Consider the following 18,065-nt stretch of genomic DNA (forward strand, 5'->3'; position numbering starts at 1 on the left):
AAGAGAGGTTAATAATTATGAATATATGTGTAATAGGTACTGGATATGTTGGGTTGGTTGTAGGGGCTTGTTTTGCTGAAATGGGTAATTTTGTAATATGTGTTGATAATGATAAAGAAAAATTAAGTAAATTAAAGAATGGTATTATTCCAATTTATGAGCCGGGATTGGAAGATTTGATTAAATTTAATGTTGCTGAGAAAAGACTTTCATTCAGTTCAGATTTAGAAAAAGCAGTTAAAGAATCATTAATATGTTTTATAGCGGTGGGTACTCCGCAAGGAGAAGATGGTTCCGCTGATATGAAGTATGTTTATACTGTGGCAGAGCAAATAGGTAAAGCATTAAACGGATATAAGGTTATAGTTGATAAATCAACTGTACCTGTAGGAACTGCTGAGAAAGTTAGTGAAATAATAAAAAATAATGCAGAAGAAGAGTTTAAAAATGAATTTGATGTAGTATCTAATCCTGAGTTTTTAAAACAAGGAGCAGCTGTTGAGGATTCATTAAAGCCTGATAGAATAGTAATTGGTTCTAATTCTGAAAGAGCTACTAAAATAATGTATGAATTATATGCACCTTACTTAAGAACAGGAAATCCAGTTATTACAATGGATATTAAATCTGCTGAGATGACTAAATACGCCGCTAACTCTTTTTTGGCTGTTAAAATATCATATATTAATGAGATAGCTAATATTTGTGAAAAAGTAGGTGCTAATGTTGATATGGTAAGGCTTGGAATGGCAGCTGATAGACGTATAGGAAGTCAGTTTTTATTTCCAGGTTTGGGTTATGGCGGAAGCTGCTTTCCCAAAGATGTGAAAGCATTATTAAACACTGCTAAAGAAAATGGATGCGAATATGATATATTAAAATCTGCTGATTCCGTTAATTTTAATCAGAGAGAAGTATTTATTAAAAAAATAGAAAAGTATTATAATAACAATATTAAAGGTAAAACTTTTGCTGTATGGGGGCTTGCTTTTAAGCCTAATACTAATGATATGAGAGAAGCACCATCTATTACCATAATAAATACTTTACTTGAAAAAGGGGCAATTATTAAAGCTTATGATCCCAAAGCTATAGAAACTGCCAAAATTATATTTGGAGATAAAATTCTATATGCTAGTTCTTCATATAACACACTAGAAAATACAGATGCATTACTTCTTATAACAGAATGGAATGAATTCAGGCGTCCGGATTTTAATAGAGTTAGAGATATGTTAAAAGATAAAGTAATATTTGACGGTAGAAATATTTATGATAGAAATGTTTTAGAGGAAAGAGGTTTAAAATATATTAGAATAGGGTAATAAACAACAAAGATTTTACAAAAAATACAACCTAGGCAGCTTTATAAAATATAAACATAGGTTGTATTTTTTTATGTTTTGGATTATGATAAAAACATATGTAATCCATACATATATTAATTAGGTCTGGTCTGGTCTGGTCTGGTCTGGTCTGGTCTGGTCTGTATTTAACATTTTATTTCTGAAATTATCACGCCACTTTTTGACTGGTATCCACCAGGCTAATTTATTAATATTATTTTTTATGGTTTCAATTTCCAATATATATCTATTATTTATATTTTCTATTTCTAATTTTAAATTAGATATATTCTGTCTATAATCTGTTATATTTTTTAATTGATTTTCTCTAGTAGAAGTAATGCTAGTTCCCAAAAAATCAATCAATTTTAATTCTGTTTTTGAATGTTTAATGATAATCCTATCTGTATCCTTGTATATAGGGTAATATTCAGACAAAATACCATATATAATTTTGGTATTTTCGTCATTACAGAAAATATTATATATAAAATCATCAACTGCTCTAGATATTATATAATATAATGGGCAATAAAAATTGAAACATAATTCATAATCTATAATATAAAAATTATCATTTTTATCAACTATTATATTACTAAAAGTCAAATCAATATTGGCATATTCAATTGCTGGACCATATAAATCAGAATAATAATTAGAAAAAATATTTTCAAACTCTTTCAAATTAGAAAAATCTATTTCAACAATATTAAAACTTCTTAAAAGATCAATATACTTATTAAAATAAAATCTATATTTTTCTATATCATTATTTTCTATACAGATTTTAAGAATATTCTTCAATGAATCGCCTTCAATATATTCCATAGATAAAACATTATCAGCTATCATATAACTTTCTGCTATATTTATATTATTAAAGTTAGATTTTACATAATTATAATATTTAACCATATCTTTTAAATACTTAATACCTTCTGGTTTTAATGCCTTTTTAAATACTTTTTTTGAATTATTAATTGAAGTTTCAATTTGAAATTTATTGTCTCTATATCTATTGTATTTTACAAAACTACATTCATTATCAAATTTCTTAGCTGAAGAGAAAATAAGAAAAGAATTAGCAAAAAAATCATACTGTTTATTTTTTACAATTCCATCAAGTGCCAATTTTTCATTAAAAAAACTTAATTTATCATAATCGTAATTTGGAGTATTATAATCTAATATGTCATCAACTGATGGAAGTTTAGAATCTGAAAATATTAATCTTGGCGTTTTATAATCAGGATATGGATAATAAAATGATGTATAATTGAATCCTGAATCTTTTAAAATATTTGTTATCTCTAATTTACCAAATGTTCTAACCCAATTAACATTTCTATACCCCTCTATACCATCAAATATTTGTCCCGTATGATCTTCATGAGCTCCAGCAAAGTATTTTAAACCATATCTATTTTCTATAGCAATAATTATAATTCCATCATCTGTCAATAATTTTTTTATATTTTTTAAAAAATCTACATATGGATTTTTAGTATTAGTAAAAACAGAAGCATATTCTAATACACCTACCAATACAGCATAATCAAATTTTCTATCAAACTCCATATCATTTAAATTTCCAACCATTATTTCTAAATTTTTATATTTAGAATTTCTTACACTATTAATTTTAGCTCTTCTATAAGATAGTTCTACAGCTGTTACTTTATTTAACTTTTCACATAATACACCTGTTATAGCACCAGGACCTGCTCCTATCTCTATAATAGAACTATTAGGTTTAAAATTATACCATTCTAATAAATTTCTTCTTTCAGAAACCAAATTAACAAAAACAAACCAATTATTATTATTATCTAAAATAGTTCTATAATCATCACTACCATCATTATTTAAAACAATATTTAATATATCATTTTCAATATCTCCATCATTATATGAATCTTTTCCATTATAGTATTTTAAATTTATATTTTCAAACATTTTGTGCTTACCTCATTTTATAAAATGTAAAAAATTATATAATATTTCTATTATAACATTTAATATTAATTTTATCAATTTTTCTTAATTAATTATATATATAAACAACTATTAAACTAGATAAGTAATATAGAAATGACCATTATATTAGAAAAAACCTATGCGGCAATTTTATACTGCAACATAGGTTGTGTTTTTTTAAATTCTGAATTATTATAAAAACATATGTAATCACTACATATATAGTAATTAGGTCTGGTCTGGTCTGGTCTGGTCTGGTCTGGTCTGGTCTGGTCTGGTCTGGTCTGGTCTGTATTTAACATTTTATTTCTAAAATTATCTCTCCATTTTTTAACAGGTATCCACCAAGCTAATTTATTTATATTATTTGATATATTATTTAATTTATTTTCATAGGAATTAATAATATTATATAATTCTAAATTATTTGACAAGCTTTCATTAATCTTGACTATATTATATAAATCTTCTTGATAATTCATACTATCTTTTAATTCTTGATATTTTTTTCTTATATCATCTGAAAACTTAGCAAATTTAGGGTCACCATTCATATCATCTGACTGTATATACACAATTGTTGAACCTTTACCATATTTCTCTAAAAGAACCCACATTCTAGCTCCAAACTCAACGCTTTCTTCTGGTATATCTCTATCTCCATATGGAAAATCTGGACATATATAAACATGAGAAGGTTTTATTAAAAGCATAGCAAATACAAAGCCATATAAATCATCATCTGTCCTATTCTCTTCACATATAATATATTTAAGTACAAACATATTTTTAGTACCGCTCTTTTTATATCTAATCATATTTTCTAATACTTTGGCATAACCATCAACTCTTTTCATCTTTTTATAAGTAGAAGGAGTACCTGCATCTAATGATGTTGTTATACATATTTTATTTTCCTTCAATGCATTATATACAGATTCACTATACTTTAATGAATTACTAAAAAGCATAACAGTACCACAATTATTTTCTACTAAATAATCTAAAATCTCATTAAAATTATTTAATAGTGTAGGTTCTCCTCCATTAAATTCTATCCAATTGCCACCTACTAATTTTCCTCTGCTTCTAAATAATTCTATAAACTCTATTAAATTACTATAAATAGGAGGTTTGAATGTATTTTCTTTAGTAAAAATGCAATATGAGCATCTTAAATTACAAGAGGTAAAATGCTGTATATTAAATCCTGAACTATATCCATGCCCTCCCAAATACTCAAAATTTACATCTTTATATTCTCTTTCCATTAATAGATTACATTTCAGACAAGAACCTGTATCTCCATCTCTTAATCCATTAACTCTTTCAAATAATTCTTTTCTTCTTTCTACAACTAATTCATAAGTAACTTTTCCACTTTTCATTTCTTCTGCTGTTATTATGACTGGAGATATAAATGTGTTAGCACAACAACATGTTATACCTTCATAAGAAAATCTTACACCAGATTCTATATATTTACAAATTTTTACTTTGTCATTAGGTTTAAAATTATGCATATTATATTATCCTCCATAAATATTTTATAATTTAATAGTTAACTTAAATACAAATAATATTGTAAATCTTATATAATATATATCTTTAATAAATCCAAATAAAGAGTACAATTTAGGATATTCTCTATTTTTACTGAAACTAAAACCAATAAAAGAAATAGAAAAAAATATTCTTTCAATTTTATGTAAATTTAGTATGTGAAAATTAAATATTTTTAATATGTTTTTATTATATTTTTTAAACTCATAAGTAATTTCCATTAATCTTTCTAAAAATACCTTTTTTTGAATATCATTACAAGAATCATATATAGGCATAATATTATCTTTAAGTCCAATTTTAATCCAATAATAAGGCATTTCTCCAATAAATCCTGGAAATGTCATTCCTAAATAACTTCTCATTCTATCTATACATTTATATTTAAGTTCTTTATCTTTAATCATACATAAACTTAATATAAATCCTATAGATAAATCCATAGCCTGTACAAATGGATGAACCGTTTTTTTTATACCTTTCTTGTAGTTTGCCTCAGACCTTCCTTGTAATACTATTTGTTTATCATATCCATCACAAAAATATATTTTTCCGTTGTTATTTATAATTTCTGAAATTAATGCCATATGAGGTATTAATGCATATATGTTAATATATGCATTGAAAATAACATCGTTTTTTAAATATTTAGATCTATATATTGCAGCAGGAAGAAGTACAATTTCTATTAATAATTTAGCCAGTTTTTCATTATACGTTTCCCCTGAGAAAACTTTAGGATCTGTATAGGTTTGTATTATATCATATTGATCACTTTTTAAAGCATCATATATTTTATGCCAATGCTCAAAGCTAAGTCTATCATCATCACATAATATCCAAAAATATTTTTTAGTAACATACTCAAAAGCCCTAACTATATTAGCATTGCCTCCTATATTAATTTTATGTCTAATATGTGTAATATTATCATATTTTTGCGATATTTCTTCTAAAAATTCACTAGTACCATCAGTAGAGCAATTATCTAAAAAAGTAATTTGACATTTTTTTATAGGACTGTTTTCATCCAATATATCAGATACGATTTCCTTTAATTTATTAATTCTATTATATGTTATTAAAATAATATCCAAATCTTTATTAATATCAAAACTCATATTATTTACTCCAAATATTTATAATCATATAAAAAAATACAACCTATGCCACAATTTTATATTGCAACATAGGTTGTATTTTTTTATATTTTGAATTATTATAAAAATATATATAATCGCTATATATGTAAAAATTAGGTCTGGTCTGGTCTGGTCTGGTCTGGTCTGGTCTGGTCTGGTCTGTTGAATTTAACTTTGTAATTGGTGCATCTTTCAAAATATCTTCAGAAGCCCAAAAATTATTAATATTTAAATATGAACTTAATTGATTATTTGATTCTTTTTCTAATTTATAATATACATCCAGTTTTTCATTTTTATTTATATTTCTTGTAGCATAAGCATATAAAGCTGGTGCATGATAATATTCGTTCTTTTTTAATTTAAAAGTAAAATTGATGCTAAACAATGTTATTCTAAAATAATGTTGAAATCTTCTTATAGAAAATAAATTAAAATATATTTTATAAAAAGAAAACTCAAATAATAAAAAGTGAAACTGAGCTTTAGGAAAAAATACATTCATTAAAAATTTATACCCTTTTTTATTTTTTTTCTTAATACATGATTTCTTTAAAAATATCTTTAATTCTTTTAAATTTTTTTTATGATTTTTACTATCATATAAATTAAAACTCCTAAGAAGTCTGTATCTAATATGCCAATCAAATATAAAAATTGGTATATAATCATTCCAAAATTTTTTATATTTAGGATATAAAGAAGTATATCTATCTATAAGTAAATCAATAAAATCAAAAGTATCATATATTTCTTTCTCTAATCTATCTTTATTTGATGAATCACTATTTGTACCTAAATTTATATAATAACAACCTATATATTCATTAAGTATATATATATCTCCCATAGATTCTGCATATGTCTTTATTGCGACATCTCCACTATACTTATATTTTTTAAATGCTATATTATTATCTAAGTCTTTCTTTCTCATAAGTAAAAATAGCGATACAATCTCTTGATATTTACCTCCTAAAGTTGTACTAGACTGATTTATAAAATAATCGATACCATTAATAAAATTTTCTTTACAATATGGTTGATTTAGATATTTATTCATTCCTTCAATATACATACATACATGACCAGAAACAATTATAATATTTTCATGCTTTTCTAAAATATCAACAGCATGTGAAAAAAAAGTTGTTCCCATTAAATAGTCATCATCACAAAGGAAGAATATGTATTTTCCATTAGCATAGTCATCATATGCCTTATAACCATTTTCTGACCCTATATTGATATCTCTCCTTATATAAATAATATTTTTATTATTTTTTAAATATTCTTGAACCATAATATCTGTACCATCTTCAGAAGCATTATCAGATATTATTAATTCTATATTCTCATAATCTTGTTCTAATACACTATCTATAGCTTTCTTTAACATATCTTTTCTATTATATGTTGTTAAAATTACTGACAATAATGGCATATTTGAGTTAGGATTATACATATTTTTTTCTCCTTATGTTAATACTAAATCCAAAAATAAATAATTGAATAAACTTTTCATCTACTTCTATACCAAATAAAACCAATTTGAACGGAATAGTAAAAGTTAATGAACCAAATATAGCAGATTTTATTTTAGGATATTTTTTTATTATCTCTTTTGATTTTATTATCTTAAATGCTTTTTTCTTACCAATAACTTTACAAAGCTGTGCTGTGTGCCAAATTAGTATATTAGAAAATATTTTTTCAATTTTAATATCTATTTCATTTGCATAATTAGGATATAAATTCTTAGCTTTAGTTTTCAAATCAATTATTAATTCATTCATATAATCTATATTTGATATCGTATCTATATTATATTTATCCTGACCAAAATTATGTTCAACATAACATCCTATAATTTCATTAGATAAAAAATATACATCTCCATATAGAAATAAATACAACCATAACCAAGTATCTCCAGAAGGCAATGCTTTTGAGAATACTTCTGTTTTATCAGCAGCAGATTTTCTAAACATAGCAAAAAATGATGTTATATTATCATATCCTTCATGATTAGCATAATTTAAAAGATAATCAATGCCTTTTATATATTCTTTAGAATTATATATATCTATAAAAATATTATTATTTTTCTCATTAAAACATTTTACAACGCCTCTAACAATAACAATATTTTCATTTTCTTCCATTGCTTTCACAGAATTCTCAAAAAATGTATTACTTATAAAATAATCATCATCACATAAAATAATTGCATATTTTCCTTTTAAATGTTTATATGCCTCAGAGCCATTGTATAATGGTCCAATATTTTTTTCCCTTCTATTATAAATAATTCTTTTATCACTCTTTGAAAATTCTTGCATAAAATCAAAAGTACCATCTGTTGAAGCATTGTCTGTAACATATATTTCTATATTTTTATATGTTTGTTTTAAAACACTCTCTAAAGCCCTTTTTAATAAATCTTTCCTATTATATGTAGGTATTAAAACAGAAACTAATGGAAAGGTATTCATTTTATAACTCCAACAGATAAATTCCATTTTATTGTTCTTTTTATTGCATCATCTAAAGTATAATTTTCTTTTACTTTTAATTCTTCAATAATTTTAGAATTATTTGGTACATATTTAGGAGTAGGGTAGTTATAGTTAGGTTTAGTCAATACTTCTATATTTCCATCATAATTATTAATAGAATTAGAAACTTTTTTTGCCAAATCATATATAGATATTTCATAAGAAGAACCTACATTATATATACTTTTATTATTAGAATTTAATAACATCACAAAAAGCCATATTACTAAATCAGCAGTATATAAATAGCTCCTTAAAGGTCTTCCATCACCCATTATTATTATATTTTTATTTTGAATGACATCTCTAATAAAATTACCGATAGCAAAATGTATATTTAAATTTAAATATGGACCAACAAAGGCAAAACATCTTGCTATACTTACATTTATACCTGAGTTTAAAAATAGTTCTTCTGATATTTTTTTAGCTTTACCATAAAATGTGGTAGGGGAGCCATAATATGTTTCTTCAAATGACTTTATTGATTCATACTGCTCACCATAAACAGCTCCAGAACTAGTAAACAACAATTTTTTAACATTCATACTATTAGCTATATTTATTATATTTTTAGTACCATCTAATATTATAGAATACATTTCTGAAGGATTTTCTTTTTCTAATTTTTCTGAAGCAGGAGCAGCGGCATGTATGATATAATCATATTCTTTACCGGGATTAAAATTTCTTATATCTCCATTTATAAAGTGAATAAAGTCAGTATTACAATAAGGATTATCAAATAAAAAATTATATTTGTTTCTAGTTAATACGGTAATATCAAAACTATAATATTGCCTTATATACATCAAAAAATTTAAAATAGATTTTCCAAATAAACCAGTACCTCCAGTAATTAATATACTAGAATCATCTAATTTACTTAAATCTGTTAAAATTTTTAATTGATTAAAAATAAACTCTACATCTTCCAATATTATATTATTAATCATTATTTTCCTTTTATTTTTAGATACAAGTTTACGATAATAGAAACAAACTCTATGCTGCCTCCTCACAGTAATAACTAAATATTAGCTCTGCTCTGCTCTGCTCTGCTCTGCTCTGCTCTGCTCTCAATTCATGTATTCTGCCATTAAATTTTACATCATTTAATAAATCCTGTTTAATAATTTCAGAATATAAGATAGAGGTTATTATAACATTATCAGTATTTTGAAGTATATTAGGAGTAAATACTTCTATTTTATTACCTTTATAATCAATAATTTTCTTACCAGAAAATGACTCATTTTTATCTATTATTCCATCAATATTACAATTAGAAAAATATTTTTTATCTAATAATATTCTTCTTAAAAAAGCTCCAAATCCCCAACAATAAGTTGATTTTGTATTATCTATATTATTTATTGTATACTTATCTATTTCACAGCTATAATTAATATATTCTTTCATTTTTTTTATAGCTTCAAAATCTTTTAATTTATTTATAAATAGTTTAATACCCTTTTGAAAAACACCATATATTATATATGATTTTATATTTGAAACATTATCAAAATAAAATGAATCTTTTTCTACTAATTTAAAGTTATCAAATAAATATTCTAATGTAATTAATGAAAAATGATTTATATGCTCCAAATCAAAATAATAATATGCTGCTAACTTATTTTTTATATACGATGTAGCATCAGGAATATCGATATATAATATACCATTATCATTTAATATATTCTCTAATATATACTTTACATTTTTTAAGTCATATATATGCTCTAAAACTTGGCTTAATATTACAACATCAAATTTTTTGTCAATATTTTTTAAATCAAAAATACTAGAAGCTTCTCCTCCTATATTATATTGTTTCAAATTTTCTATAGCTTCCTTAGAAGACTCAATACCATATAAATTAGTATATCCTCTATCTTGAAAAGCTCTTAAAAGTCCTCCTTTAGCACATCCAATATCAATTATGCTGCTATCTTTATTAATAAATTTTTCTATTCTATCTATTACACCATTATATCTTATCTTATCTAAATTTGACAATCCTCCAGCACCTGAAGTAAAACTAGATGAATATTTTGTAGTATTTGAATAATACTTATCATAATCTTTTTGAGTCCAAACAGTATTATTAAAAATAAATCCGCAATTATTACAGGCAACTATATCATAATGTTCTGGTATAAATTCTTCTTTAGCTTTAGCAAAATTTATTTCATAAAGATTTTCACCTTCTTCACAATCGCATATAGGGCATATTCTTTGCAATACCATAAATTATCCTTTATATATAAATATTTTCGCTTAATTCTTCTTTGGAAAGTAGGGGAGTCATATCTTCTAATGAACGGCTTACCATTTTACCATTAGGAAGTTTTTCAGATGAAATTTTTGGCAAAAATAAATAATCTTTTTCTAAGATTACATCACAAAATACAGGACCATTTATATTTAAAATTTCATCTAATATGTTGTTAATATTTTCTTTTTTATCTATACAAAAGTATTTCAAATTAAACGCCTTGGCAATAAATTCCCAATTAGGAAAAGATACACCAGAATTAAAATCACAACCTGTTCTTGTTTTAAAGAAATTATCTTGTGTCTGTCTAATGGAAGCATACTCATTATTATTATATAAAAATAGTTTAATATTCAAGTTATAATGAGAAATAGTTTGAAGTTCTTGAAGATTCATCATTAAACTTCCATCACCTTCTAAACAAATAACATTTTTATCTTTAGATGAAACTGCTGCACCAATAGATGCAGGCAAACCAAATCCCATAGCAGCACATCCAGAATTACAAAACATTCTATTATTTTCTTTCACTATACCTACTTGAAATAAAGCTAAACTAGGTGTAGCATTTGTACAAGTTACTATATCATCATTTGATAATTTATTTGTTAATTTATAAGTAAAATAATAAGGATTTACATCATTAGAAACTGTGTATTCATCTAAAAGATTTGAATATTTATTTTTTATATTTAAAGCCCATTCTCTCCATTTGGTATGTTTATTTACTTCAATATTTTCTAATGAATCATTTAAAGTATTAATAAATAGATTAACATCATTATTGATTTTCAATGTGTAATTTATAGTAGGTTTATTAAGTTCAGCATTATCTATATCTACTCCTATAATATGCTTAGCATTTTTAGCAAAATTTTCATAATTATAACCAATTTGTCTTATATTATTTCTTGAAGCCAAAGACAATACAACATCAGAATTTTGTAAAATTATATTTCCATACCTATTACCAATAGTACCTATACGACCAACATAATTTTTATTATCTGTAGGAATTATATCAAATCCATTAAAAGTTGATAATACAGGAATATCTAGTTTATCTATTAACTTATAAAATTCCTTTATAGAATTAGAAAGTCTTATTCCATGACCTGCTATAATAACAGGAGATTTGGCATTCTGCAATATATTTATAACTTCATCAATCTGTTCTTTTATAATTGGAATATTTATATCTTTTAATTTATATTCTTCTAAATTATTTTCATCAATATCTGAAGCCTGAACATCCAAAGGGACATCCAACCAAACAGGACCTTTTCTTCCAGATTTTGCTATATGTACAGCTTTCTGTATTTCATATTTAATGCTTAATGGATCTTTAACCATTACTGCATATTTAGTAACAGGTTTAACTATATCTATGATATTTATTTCCTGATCACCAAGCTGTCTTAAATTAAGTTCTCTGCAAGACGCTATTGTAGTTTCAAATTTAACCTGTCCTGAAATATATAAGACAGGAACTGAATCTAAATATTCTCCAATAACCCCCGTTAATGTATTTGTTCCTCCAGGTCCAGTAGTAACATTAACAACAGATAAATTTCCATTAATTCTGCTGTAACCATCAGCAGCTATTGCACAGGCCTGTTCATGGTGGCAGCATATGACATTAATATTTTTATTGTTTCCAACTGAATCATTAAGATGCATAGCTCCACCGCCAGAAACCATAAATACATCTTTTACATTGTATTCTTCATTTAGAAATTTAAATATAAAATCAGAAACCTTCATACAAAATCCTATAGAACAGCTGCTGTACTCTTATTGTATTTAATTAAATTTTGTATAAGCATTGTTTTTAATCTAGTCTGTTCATATCCAGGATTATAATTATATTTTCTTAAGAAATGTTCAGTAGACAAATTACCATCATGCCATTTCCCACCAAGTCCCATCATAGTAATATCAGTATATTTGCATCCATAATGCAAAGCTACTTCCAAAAGCATTTCAGCAGTACCATTTTTATCATGAAAATGCATACCGGCTTCAATACCTTCTTCACGGCATGCTTCTAATGTATTTCTAACATATTCAGTGGTAAAGATACTTTCTGTATCAGCAAAATATATGACTGGTATATCATGCTGTTTAGCAAATTTAGCAAATTCTCTGTTTTTATCTATTGTATTATGACCGGAACTTGTAAAATTAATAAATACCTCATAATCTAAATCTTTAATTTCTTTTACATGCTTTTCCAAAACAGAGAAATCTGTTTCGCTAGATCTTGTAAGTATTCTAACTGCATCTATAACCGTTTCTTTTCTTGGAAGCAATTCACTTAAAGGTCTTTGAATATCTCTCATAGCAGATAGCTTAACAGTATTTTTTGTAATTGAAAAAATATTTTTTATTTCTTCATTATCTAAACTACAATAACGGAAATGTCCTCTGTTAGGATCTGCTTCTTTGTTATGAAAAAAGCCTAGTTCTAAATAATCAATACCGGCAGATTGTGCGAATTTATAATAATCTCTGCAAAAGTCTTCATCAAAAAACCAACCTGTTTGATATCCAGCTTCTCTAAATGTACAATCAAATACTGTAATATTTCCTATCATTATTTTCCTCCTAAATTTGATATAAACTCTCCAATAATAAGTTCAACATAATCAATCATAGAATCATCAATTCCAGGATAAACCCCAATCCAAAAAGTATTATTCATAATAAAATCAGAATTTGTAAGTTCTCCTACAATTCTATAATTACGTCCTATCATATAAGGCTGCTTAATAATATTTCCAGCAAATAGTAATCTAGTACCAATTTTATTATCATTTAAATATTTTACTATATCGTTTCTTGTAAATGGTGCTTCTTCTTTTACACTTATCAGAAAACCAAACCAAGAAGGATCACTATTTTCCTGTTCCTTAGGCAGAATTAAATATTTGCTAAATTTTTCTAATTTATTTTTTATTTTTTTAAAATTCTCTTTTCTTTTTTCTATAAATTCATTAATTTTTCTTAATTGTGCAACACCGCAAGCAGCCTGCATATCTGTAATTTTTAAGTTATAACCTAAATGTGAATATGTATATTTATGATCATATCCCTCAGGTAAATCTCCTATTTTTTGTGAAAATCTTTGTCTGCAAGTATCATCACATCCCGGAGAACACCAACAATCACGTCCCCAATCTCTAATACTTTCCATTGCTTTTTTTAAAATAGGGTTATCTGTAAGCACTGCTCCGCCTTCCCCCATAGTAATATGATGAGCAGGATAAAAACTTAATGTAGCAATATCTCCGAAAGTTCCAACTTTTTTATTATTATAAGTACTTCCCAATGCATCACAGCAATCTTCTATCAACCATAGATTGTATTTATCACAAAATTCTCTTACTTTTTGTATATTAAAAGGATTTCCTAAGGTATGTGCTAAAATAACAGCTTTAGTTTTATCACTTTTGGCTTTTTCTAATTCTTCAACATTTACATTATATGTTTTTAATTCTACATCTACAAACACAGGTACTAAATTATTTTGAAGTATTGGATTAACAGTTGTTGGAAAACCTGCTGCAACTGTTATAACTTCATCTACAGCTTTTAATGCCCTATCTTTTAATAGATGGCTTGTTAATGAAGTTACTGCAATTAAGTTTGCTGAAGAACCTGAATTACAAGTCAAAGCATATTTTAGTCCGAAAAACTCTTTTAAACCTTTTTCAAATTCATCATTATATCTATATGTTGTAAGATGAAAATCTAAAGCACTATCAACCAATGCAGCAACATCATCCTCATCGAATACTCTGCCAGAAACGGGTACAGAACTTAATCCTTTTACAAATTCTTTAGGGGCATATTCTTTTCTAGCATATTCTCTAACCATTTCTAATAATTTATTTCTATCCATACTTTATTAACCTTCAATTAATATATTCTTTTATTTGTTTATCAGTTATTATATTTAAATCATTATTATTTAAATATTCTTTATACCAAATAGCAGTTTGTTTTATAGCTTCTTCTGTATTAAATCTTTCATTCCATTTTAATTCTTTTCTTGCAAGGGATGAATCTAATCTAAGCATATTCATCTCTTTTTTATTTGTATCTTGAATATTTACTTTATAACTGCCTTTTCCAATATTATCTATAAAACATTTGGTTATGTACTCAACAGTAAATTTATTTCCTTCATCTATAGGGGCGAAATTATAACTATCAGACACATCATTTTTATTAATTATATTATAAGCAAGTAATAAATATCCATAAAGCACATCAAGTACATGCTGCCAAGGTCTTACACTATTAGGATTTCTTAATTCTACAGGAATATTTTTTTCTATAGCCCTCACGATATCAGGTATTATTCTATTATCAGCAAAATCCCCTCCGCCTATAACATTACCTGCTCTTACGCTAACTATATTTAAATCTTTAAAAAATGATTTTTTATAACTTTTTATAGCTATTTCAGTACAAGCCTTAGAGGATGAATATGGATCATGACCGCCTAAAGAATCATTTTCTCTATACCCCCAAACCCATTCTTTATTATCATAAACCTTATCAGTTGTAATCATAACTGCACATTCTAAATTATTTAATTGCCTCATAGCTTCCATTAAGTTAATAGTACCAATAACATTAGTTTCAAATGTATATAATGGTCTGTTATAGCTATCTATAACAAGAGGCTGAGCTGCTAAATGAAAAATTATATCAGGATTAATATCTAAAACTGTTTTTTTTATATTATCTACATCTCTAATATCTAATATATGCGAATTTAATTGTTTATCCAGAGATAACAAATTATATAGAGATAAATCATTAGCTTTTAAAGATATTCCGCTCAGATTAGAACCTACTTCTAATAACAATTTTGAAAGCCAGGCTCCTTTAAATCCTGTATGACCTGTAATTAAAATATTTTTATTTTTAAATATCTCAAATATTGTTTTTATTTCCAAAGTTTCCATGGAGCATTGCCTTTATTCCACATTTCTTCTAGTATAGATTTATCTCTTTGAGTATCCATACACTGCCAAAAACCTTCATGTCTAAAAGCCATAAGCTCATTATCACTAGATAATTTCCTTAAAGGTTCTTGTTCAAATACTGTACTATCATCTCTTAAATAATTAAAAATATCATTATTTAATACAAAAAATCCGCCGCTTATATATGCATTATCTCCTCTAGGTTTTTCTATAAAATTTGATACACTATTATCATTTTCTATTTTTAAAGCACCAAATCTAGCTGGAGGATAAACTGCCCCAACAGTAGCTATTTTTTTATGCTTATTATGAAACTCGACTTCATCTTTTATATTAATATTTGAAACCCCATCTCCATAAGTAAAACAGAAAGTAGGCTCATCTTTTAGATATTGGTAAGCTTTCTTTAACCTTCCACCTGTCATAGTATTTTCACCTGTATCCGCAAGCTCTATAATCCAATTTTCTTCTTCTACATTACTATTAATATCTTTTTTTAAAATTACAGAATTATCATTTCTAAAATCTATTTTCATATCATACAAATGTCTTCTGTAATTGTCAAAAAACTCCTTAATCATGTACCCTTTATATCCCAAAAGTATTACAAAATCATTAATACCAAAATAGGAATAATATTTCATAATATGCCATATAATGGGTCTTCCGCCTATTTCAATCAAAGGTTTAGGTCTTATACTTGTTTCTTCACCAAGTCTTGTACCAAATCCGCCCGCCAATATAACAGCTTTCATTAACTAACCTCATACTATAAACATAATTGTAATTAGTGGAATAAAATCATACTAATTACAATTATTATAACTTATAAAAATTAAATGTCAATAAGCAAACAACACATTTTACTATTATCTATAAATCATATAATTATATTTTTTATACTTATATGATTTATAAATAATATAAATCATATATTATTTTCTGATAATTACAATTATGTTAATTTAAGGTTCATATGATCAAAATTAATTGTTTTTTTTCAATAATTATACCCGTATATAATACGGAAAGATATTTAAAAAGATGTATAAATAGTATTATAAATCAGAAATTTACCAAATTTGAAATAATAATAGTTGATGATTGTTCTAATGGTGATTGTAAAGAAATTATAAATTCATACTATGATAATAGGATAATATATATAAGGCATGAACAAAATAAAGGCACATTATCAGCAAGAAAAACTGGAAGTATACAAGCTAAAGGTGATTACATAACATATATAGATCCGGATGATGAATTAAATTTAAACGCTTTAGAGAAGATATTTAATACTGTAAAAGATAATGATTATGATGTAATTCAATTTAGTGTAAAATCTGTATCCTCAAATCCAAATAAAAAAGAAAAATTAAAAGAAGAAAAAAGAGTTTCTTGGTATCTTTCAACTAAAAGAAACAATATAGATAATAATTATTTGCTAAATGAAGTTCTAAATGAAAAAATATCCCATAATATATGGGCAAAATTTTTTAAATCTTCCATAGTAAAAAAGGCTATTATATATATACCTGATAGTCATATAACATTTGCTGAAGATATGCTGCAATGTTTAATCTTTTTCTATTTTGCTAAAACATATAAAGCTATTTATGATGAATTATATATATATTATTGTGATATAAGCTATAGCAATAAAACTACAGATTATCTAACAGAAGAAAAATTTAATAAAATGTGTATGGATTCAAGAAATTCATTAGATGAGTTTTATAATTTTTTGATAAAAATGAATGATGATATTTTATATAAATATGATTATATGAAATTAGCATACAATCAATATAAATTTTTATTATACAAGATTAATAATAATGATAAAGAATACATTTCCATATTAAATAAATACTTTGATAAATATTTTTTAGAAGAATACAATAAATATAAATATCATCATAATTATTATTTAAAAACAGAAGAAAAACTAAAAGTTATAAATAATAAACTGATGCCTTATTTCTTCTCTATAATATTAGATGGATTTTACACAAATATTAGAATATTCGGTCTTAATATAAATATTAAGAATAATAAAAATTACACTACTCCTATAGTTATAACTTTTAGTAATATATTAAGAATCTTATTTTCCATACAATTTTCTAAACAAAATACAAAAATAAATCTTTTAGGATTTAATTTTATAATCGAAAAACGGGGATAGTATTGTG

The 18,065-nt window shown here is 25.1% G+C and carries 14 protein-coding genes; 2 read left to right on the top strand and 12 right to left on the bottom strand.

Annotated elements, in window-relative coordinates; translation table 11 throughout:
- Positions 1 to 17 precede the first annotated feature (17 nt).
- Complete coding sequence (locus BMUR_RS00615) at positions 18 to 1,325, top strand: UDP-glucose dehydrogenase family protein (RefSeq protein WP_013112657.1); 1,308 nt, start codon at positions 18 to 20, stop codon at positions 1,323 to 1,325.
- Positions 1,326 to 1,445: 120 nt separating this feature from the next.
- Here the strand turns inward: BMUR_RS00615 and BMUR_RS14825 are convergent, their stop codons facing one another.
- From BMUR_RS14825 to rfbF, 12 genes are all read right to left on the bottom strand, one after another.
- Entirely contained in the window at positions 1,446 to 3,305 is a 1,860-nt protein-coding gene (locus BMUR_RS14825; protein ID WP_013112658.1) for a methyltransferase, read from the bottom strand.
- A 158-nt stretch (positions 3,306 to 3,463) separates the two neighbouring features.
- Positions 3,464 to 4,849: a radical SAM protein gene (locus BMUR_RS00625; RefSeq protein ID WP_013112659.1), complete on the bottom strand. Its 1,386-nt coding sequence runs from the start codon at positions 4,847 to 4,849 to the stop codon at positions 3,464 to 3,466.
- 24 nt (positions 4,850 to 4,873) lie between these two features.
- Positions 4,874 to 6,010, bottom strand: coding sequence for a glycosyltransferase family 2 protein (locus BMUR_RS00630; protein ID WP_013112660.1), 1,137 nt, complete (start codon positions 6,008 to 6,010; stop codon positions 4,874 to 4,876).
- 43 nt (positions 6,011 to 6,053) lie between these two features.
- Positions 6,054 to 7,496 (bottom strand): glycosyltransferase family A protein, encoded by a 1,443-nt coding sequence (locus BMUR_RS14285; protein ID WP_013112661.1) that lies wholly within the window; start codon positions 7,494 to 7,496, stop codon positions 6,054 to 6,056.
- A complete protein-coding gene (locus BMUR_RS00640; RefSeq protein WP_013112662.1) occupies positions 7,489 to 8,526 on the bottom strand; it encodes a glycosyltransferase family 2 protein in 1,038 nt (345 codons plus the stop codon). The genes BMUR_RS14285 and BMUR_RS00640 overlap by 8 nt, the downstream gene beginning before the upstream one ends.
- Positions 8,523 to 9,545: an NAD-dependent epimerase/dehydratase family protein gene (locus BMUR_RS00645; RefSeq protein ID WP_013112663.1), complete on the bottom strand. Its 1,023-nt coding sequence runs from the start codon at positions 9,543 to 9,545 to the stop codon at positions 8,523 to 8,525. The genes BMUR_RS00640 and BMUR_RS00645 overlap by 4 nt, the downstream gene beginning before the upstream one ends.
- A 49-nt stretch (positions 9,546 to 9,594) precedes the next feature.
- Positions 9,595 to 10,842, bottom strand: coding sequence for a class I SAM-dependent methyltransferase (locus BMUR_RS00650; RefSeq protein WP_013112664.1), 1,248 nt, complete (start codon positions 10,840 to 10,842; stop codon positions 9,595 to 9,597).
- Positions 10,843 to 10,852: 10 nt separating this feature from the next.
- Entirely contained in the window at positions 10,853 to 12,634 is a 1,782-nt protein-coding gene (locus BMUR_RS00655; protein ID WP_013112665.1) for a thiamine pyrophosphate-binding protein, read from the bottom strand.
- Between the two features lie 8 nt (positions 12,635 to 12,642).
- Positions 12,643 to 13,467, bottom strand: coding sequence for a beta/alpha barrel domain-containing protein (locus BMUR_RS00660; protein WP_013112666.1), 825 nt, complete (start codon positions 13,465 to 13,467; stop codon positions 12,643 to 12,645).
- Entirely contained in the window at positions 13,467 to 14,774 is a 1,308-nt protein-coding gene (gene rfbH, locus BMUR_RS00665) for a lipopolysaccharide biosynthesis protein RfbH (RefSeq protein ID WP_013112667.1), read from the bottom strand. The genes BMUR_RS00660 and rfbH overlap by 1 nt, the downstream gene beginning before the upstream one ends.
- 13 nt (positions 14,775 to 14,787) lie before the next feature.
- Complete coding sequence (gene rfbG, locus BMUR_RS00670; protein ID WP_013112668.1) at positions 14,788 to 15,849, bottom strand: CDP-glucose 4,6-dehydratase; 1,062 nt, start codon at positions 15,847 to 15,849, stop codon at positions 14,788 to 14,790.
- Complete coding sequence (gene rfbF / locus BMUR_RS00675; protein WP_013112669.1) at positions 15,831 to 16,625, bottom strand: glucose-1-phosphate cytidylyltransferase; 795 nt, start codon at positions 16,623 to 16,625, stop codon at positions 15,831 to 15,833. The genes rfbG and rfbF overlap by 19 nt, the downstream gene beginning before the upstream one ends.
- A gap of 221 nt (positions 16,626 to 16,846) precedes the next feature.
- Here rfbF and BMUR_RS00680 point away from each other — a divergent pair, with 221 nt between their 5' ends.
- Positions 16,847 to 18,058, top strand: coding sequence for a glycosyltransferase family 2 protein (locus BMUR_RS00680; RefSeq protein WP_013112670.1), 1,212 nt, complete (start codon positions 16,847 to 16,849; stop codon positions 18,056 to 18,058).
- The last annotated feature ends 7 nt before the right edge of the window (positions 18,059 to 18,065 follow it).

It is taken from the genome of Brachyspira murdochii DSM 12563 (assembly GCF_000092845.1).
Taxonomy (GTDB): domain Bacteria; phylum Spirochaetota; class Brachyspiria; order Brachyspirales; family Brachyspiraceae; genus Brachyspira; species Brachyspira murdochii.

Bases quoted from the DNA above. Each gene is read 5' to 3' on its own strand.
- rfbH (WP_013112667.1), bottom strand. From the start codon at position 14,774: ATGGATAGAAATAAATTATTAGAAATGGTTAGAGAATATGCTAGAAAA.
- BMUR_RS00615 (WP_013112657.1), top strand. From the start codon at position 18: ATGAATATATGTGTAATAGGTACTGGATATGTTGGGTTGGTTGTAGGG.
- BMUR_RS00655 (WP_013112665.1), bottom strand. From the start codon at position 12,634: ATGAAGGTTTCTGATTTTATATTTAAATTTCTAAATGAAGAATACAAT.
- BMUR_RS00625 (WP_013112659.1), bottom strand. From the start codon at position 4,849: ATGCATAATTTTAAACCTAATGACAAAGTAAAAATTTGTAAATATATA.
- BMUR_RS00645 (WP_013112663.1), bottom strand. From the start codon at position 9,545: ATGATTAATAATATAATATTGGAAGATGTAGAGTTTATTTTTAATCAA.
- rfbG (WP_013112668.1), bottom strand. From the start codon at position 15,849: ATGGAAACTTTGGAAATAAAAACAATATTTGAGATATTTAAAAATAAA.
- BMUR_RS14825 (WP_013112658.1), bottom strand. From the start codon at position 3,305: ATGTTTGAAAATATAAATTTAAAATACTATAATGGAAAAGATTCATAT.
- BMUR_RS00640 (WP_013112662.1), bottom strand. From the start codon at position 8,526: ATGAATACCTTTCCATTAGTTTCTGTTTTAATACCTACATATAATAGG.
- BMUR_RS14285 (WP_013112661.1), bottom strand. From the start codon at position 7,496: ATGTATAATCCTAACTCAAATATGCCATTATTGTCAGTAATTTTAACA.
- BMUR_RS00650 (WP_013112664.1), bottom strand. From the start codon at position 10,842: ATGGTATTGCAAAGAATATGCCCTATATGCGATTGTGAAGAAGGTGAA.
- BMUR_RS00680 (WP_013112670.1), top strand. From the start codon at position 16,847: ATGATCAAAATTAATTGTTTTTTTTCAATAATTATACCCGTATATAAT.
- BMUR_RS00630 (WP_013112660.1), bottom strand. From the start codon at position 6,010: ATGAGTTTTGATATTAATAAAGATTTGGATATTATTTTAATAACATAT.
- BMUR_RS00660 (WP_013112666.1), bottom strand. From the start codon at position 13,467: ATGATAGGAAATATTACAGTATTTGATTGTACATTTAGAGAAGCTGGA.
- rfbF (WP_013112669.1), bottom strand. From the start codon at position 16,625: ATGAAAGCTGTTATATTGGCGGGCGGATTTGGTACAAGACTTGGTGAA.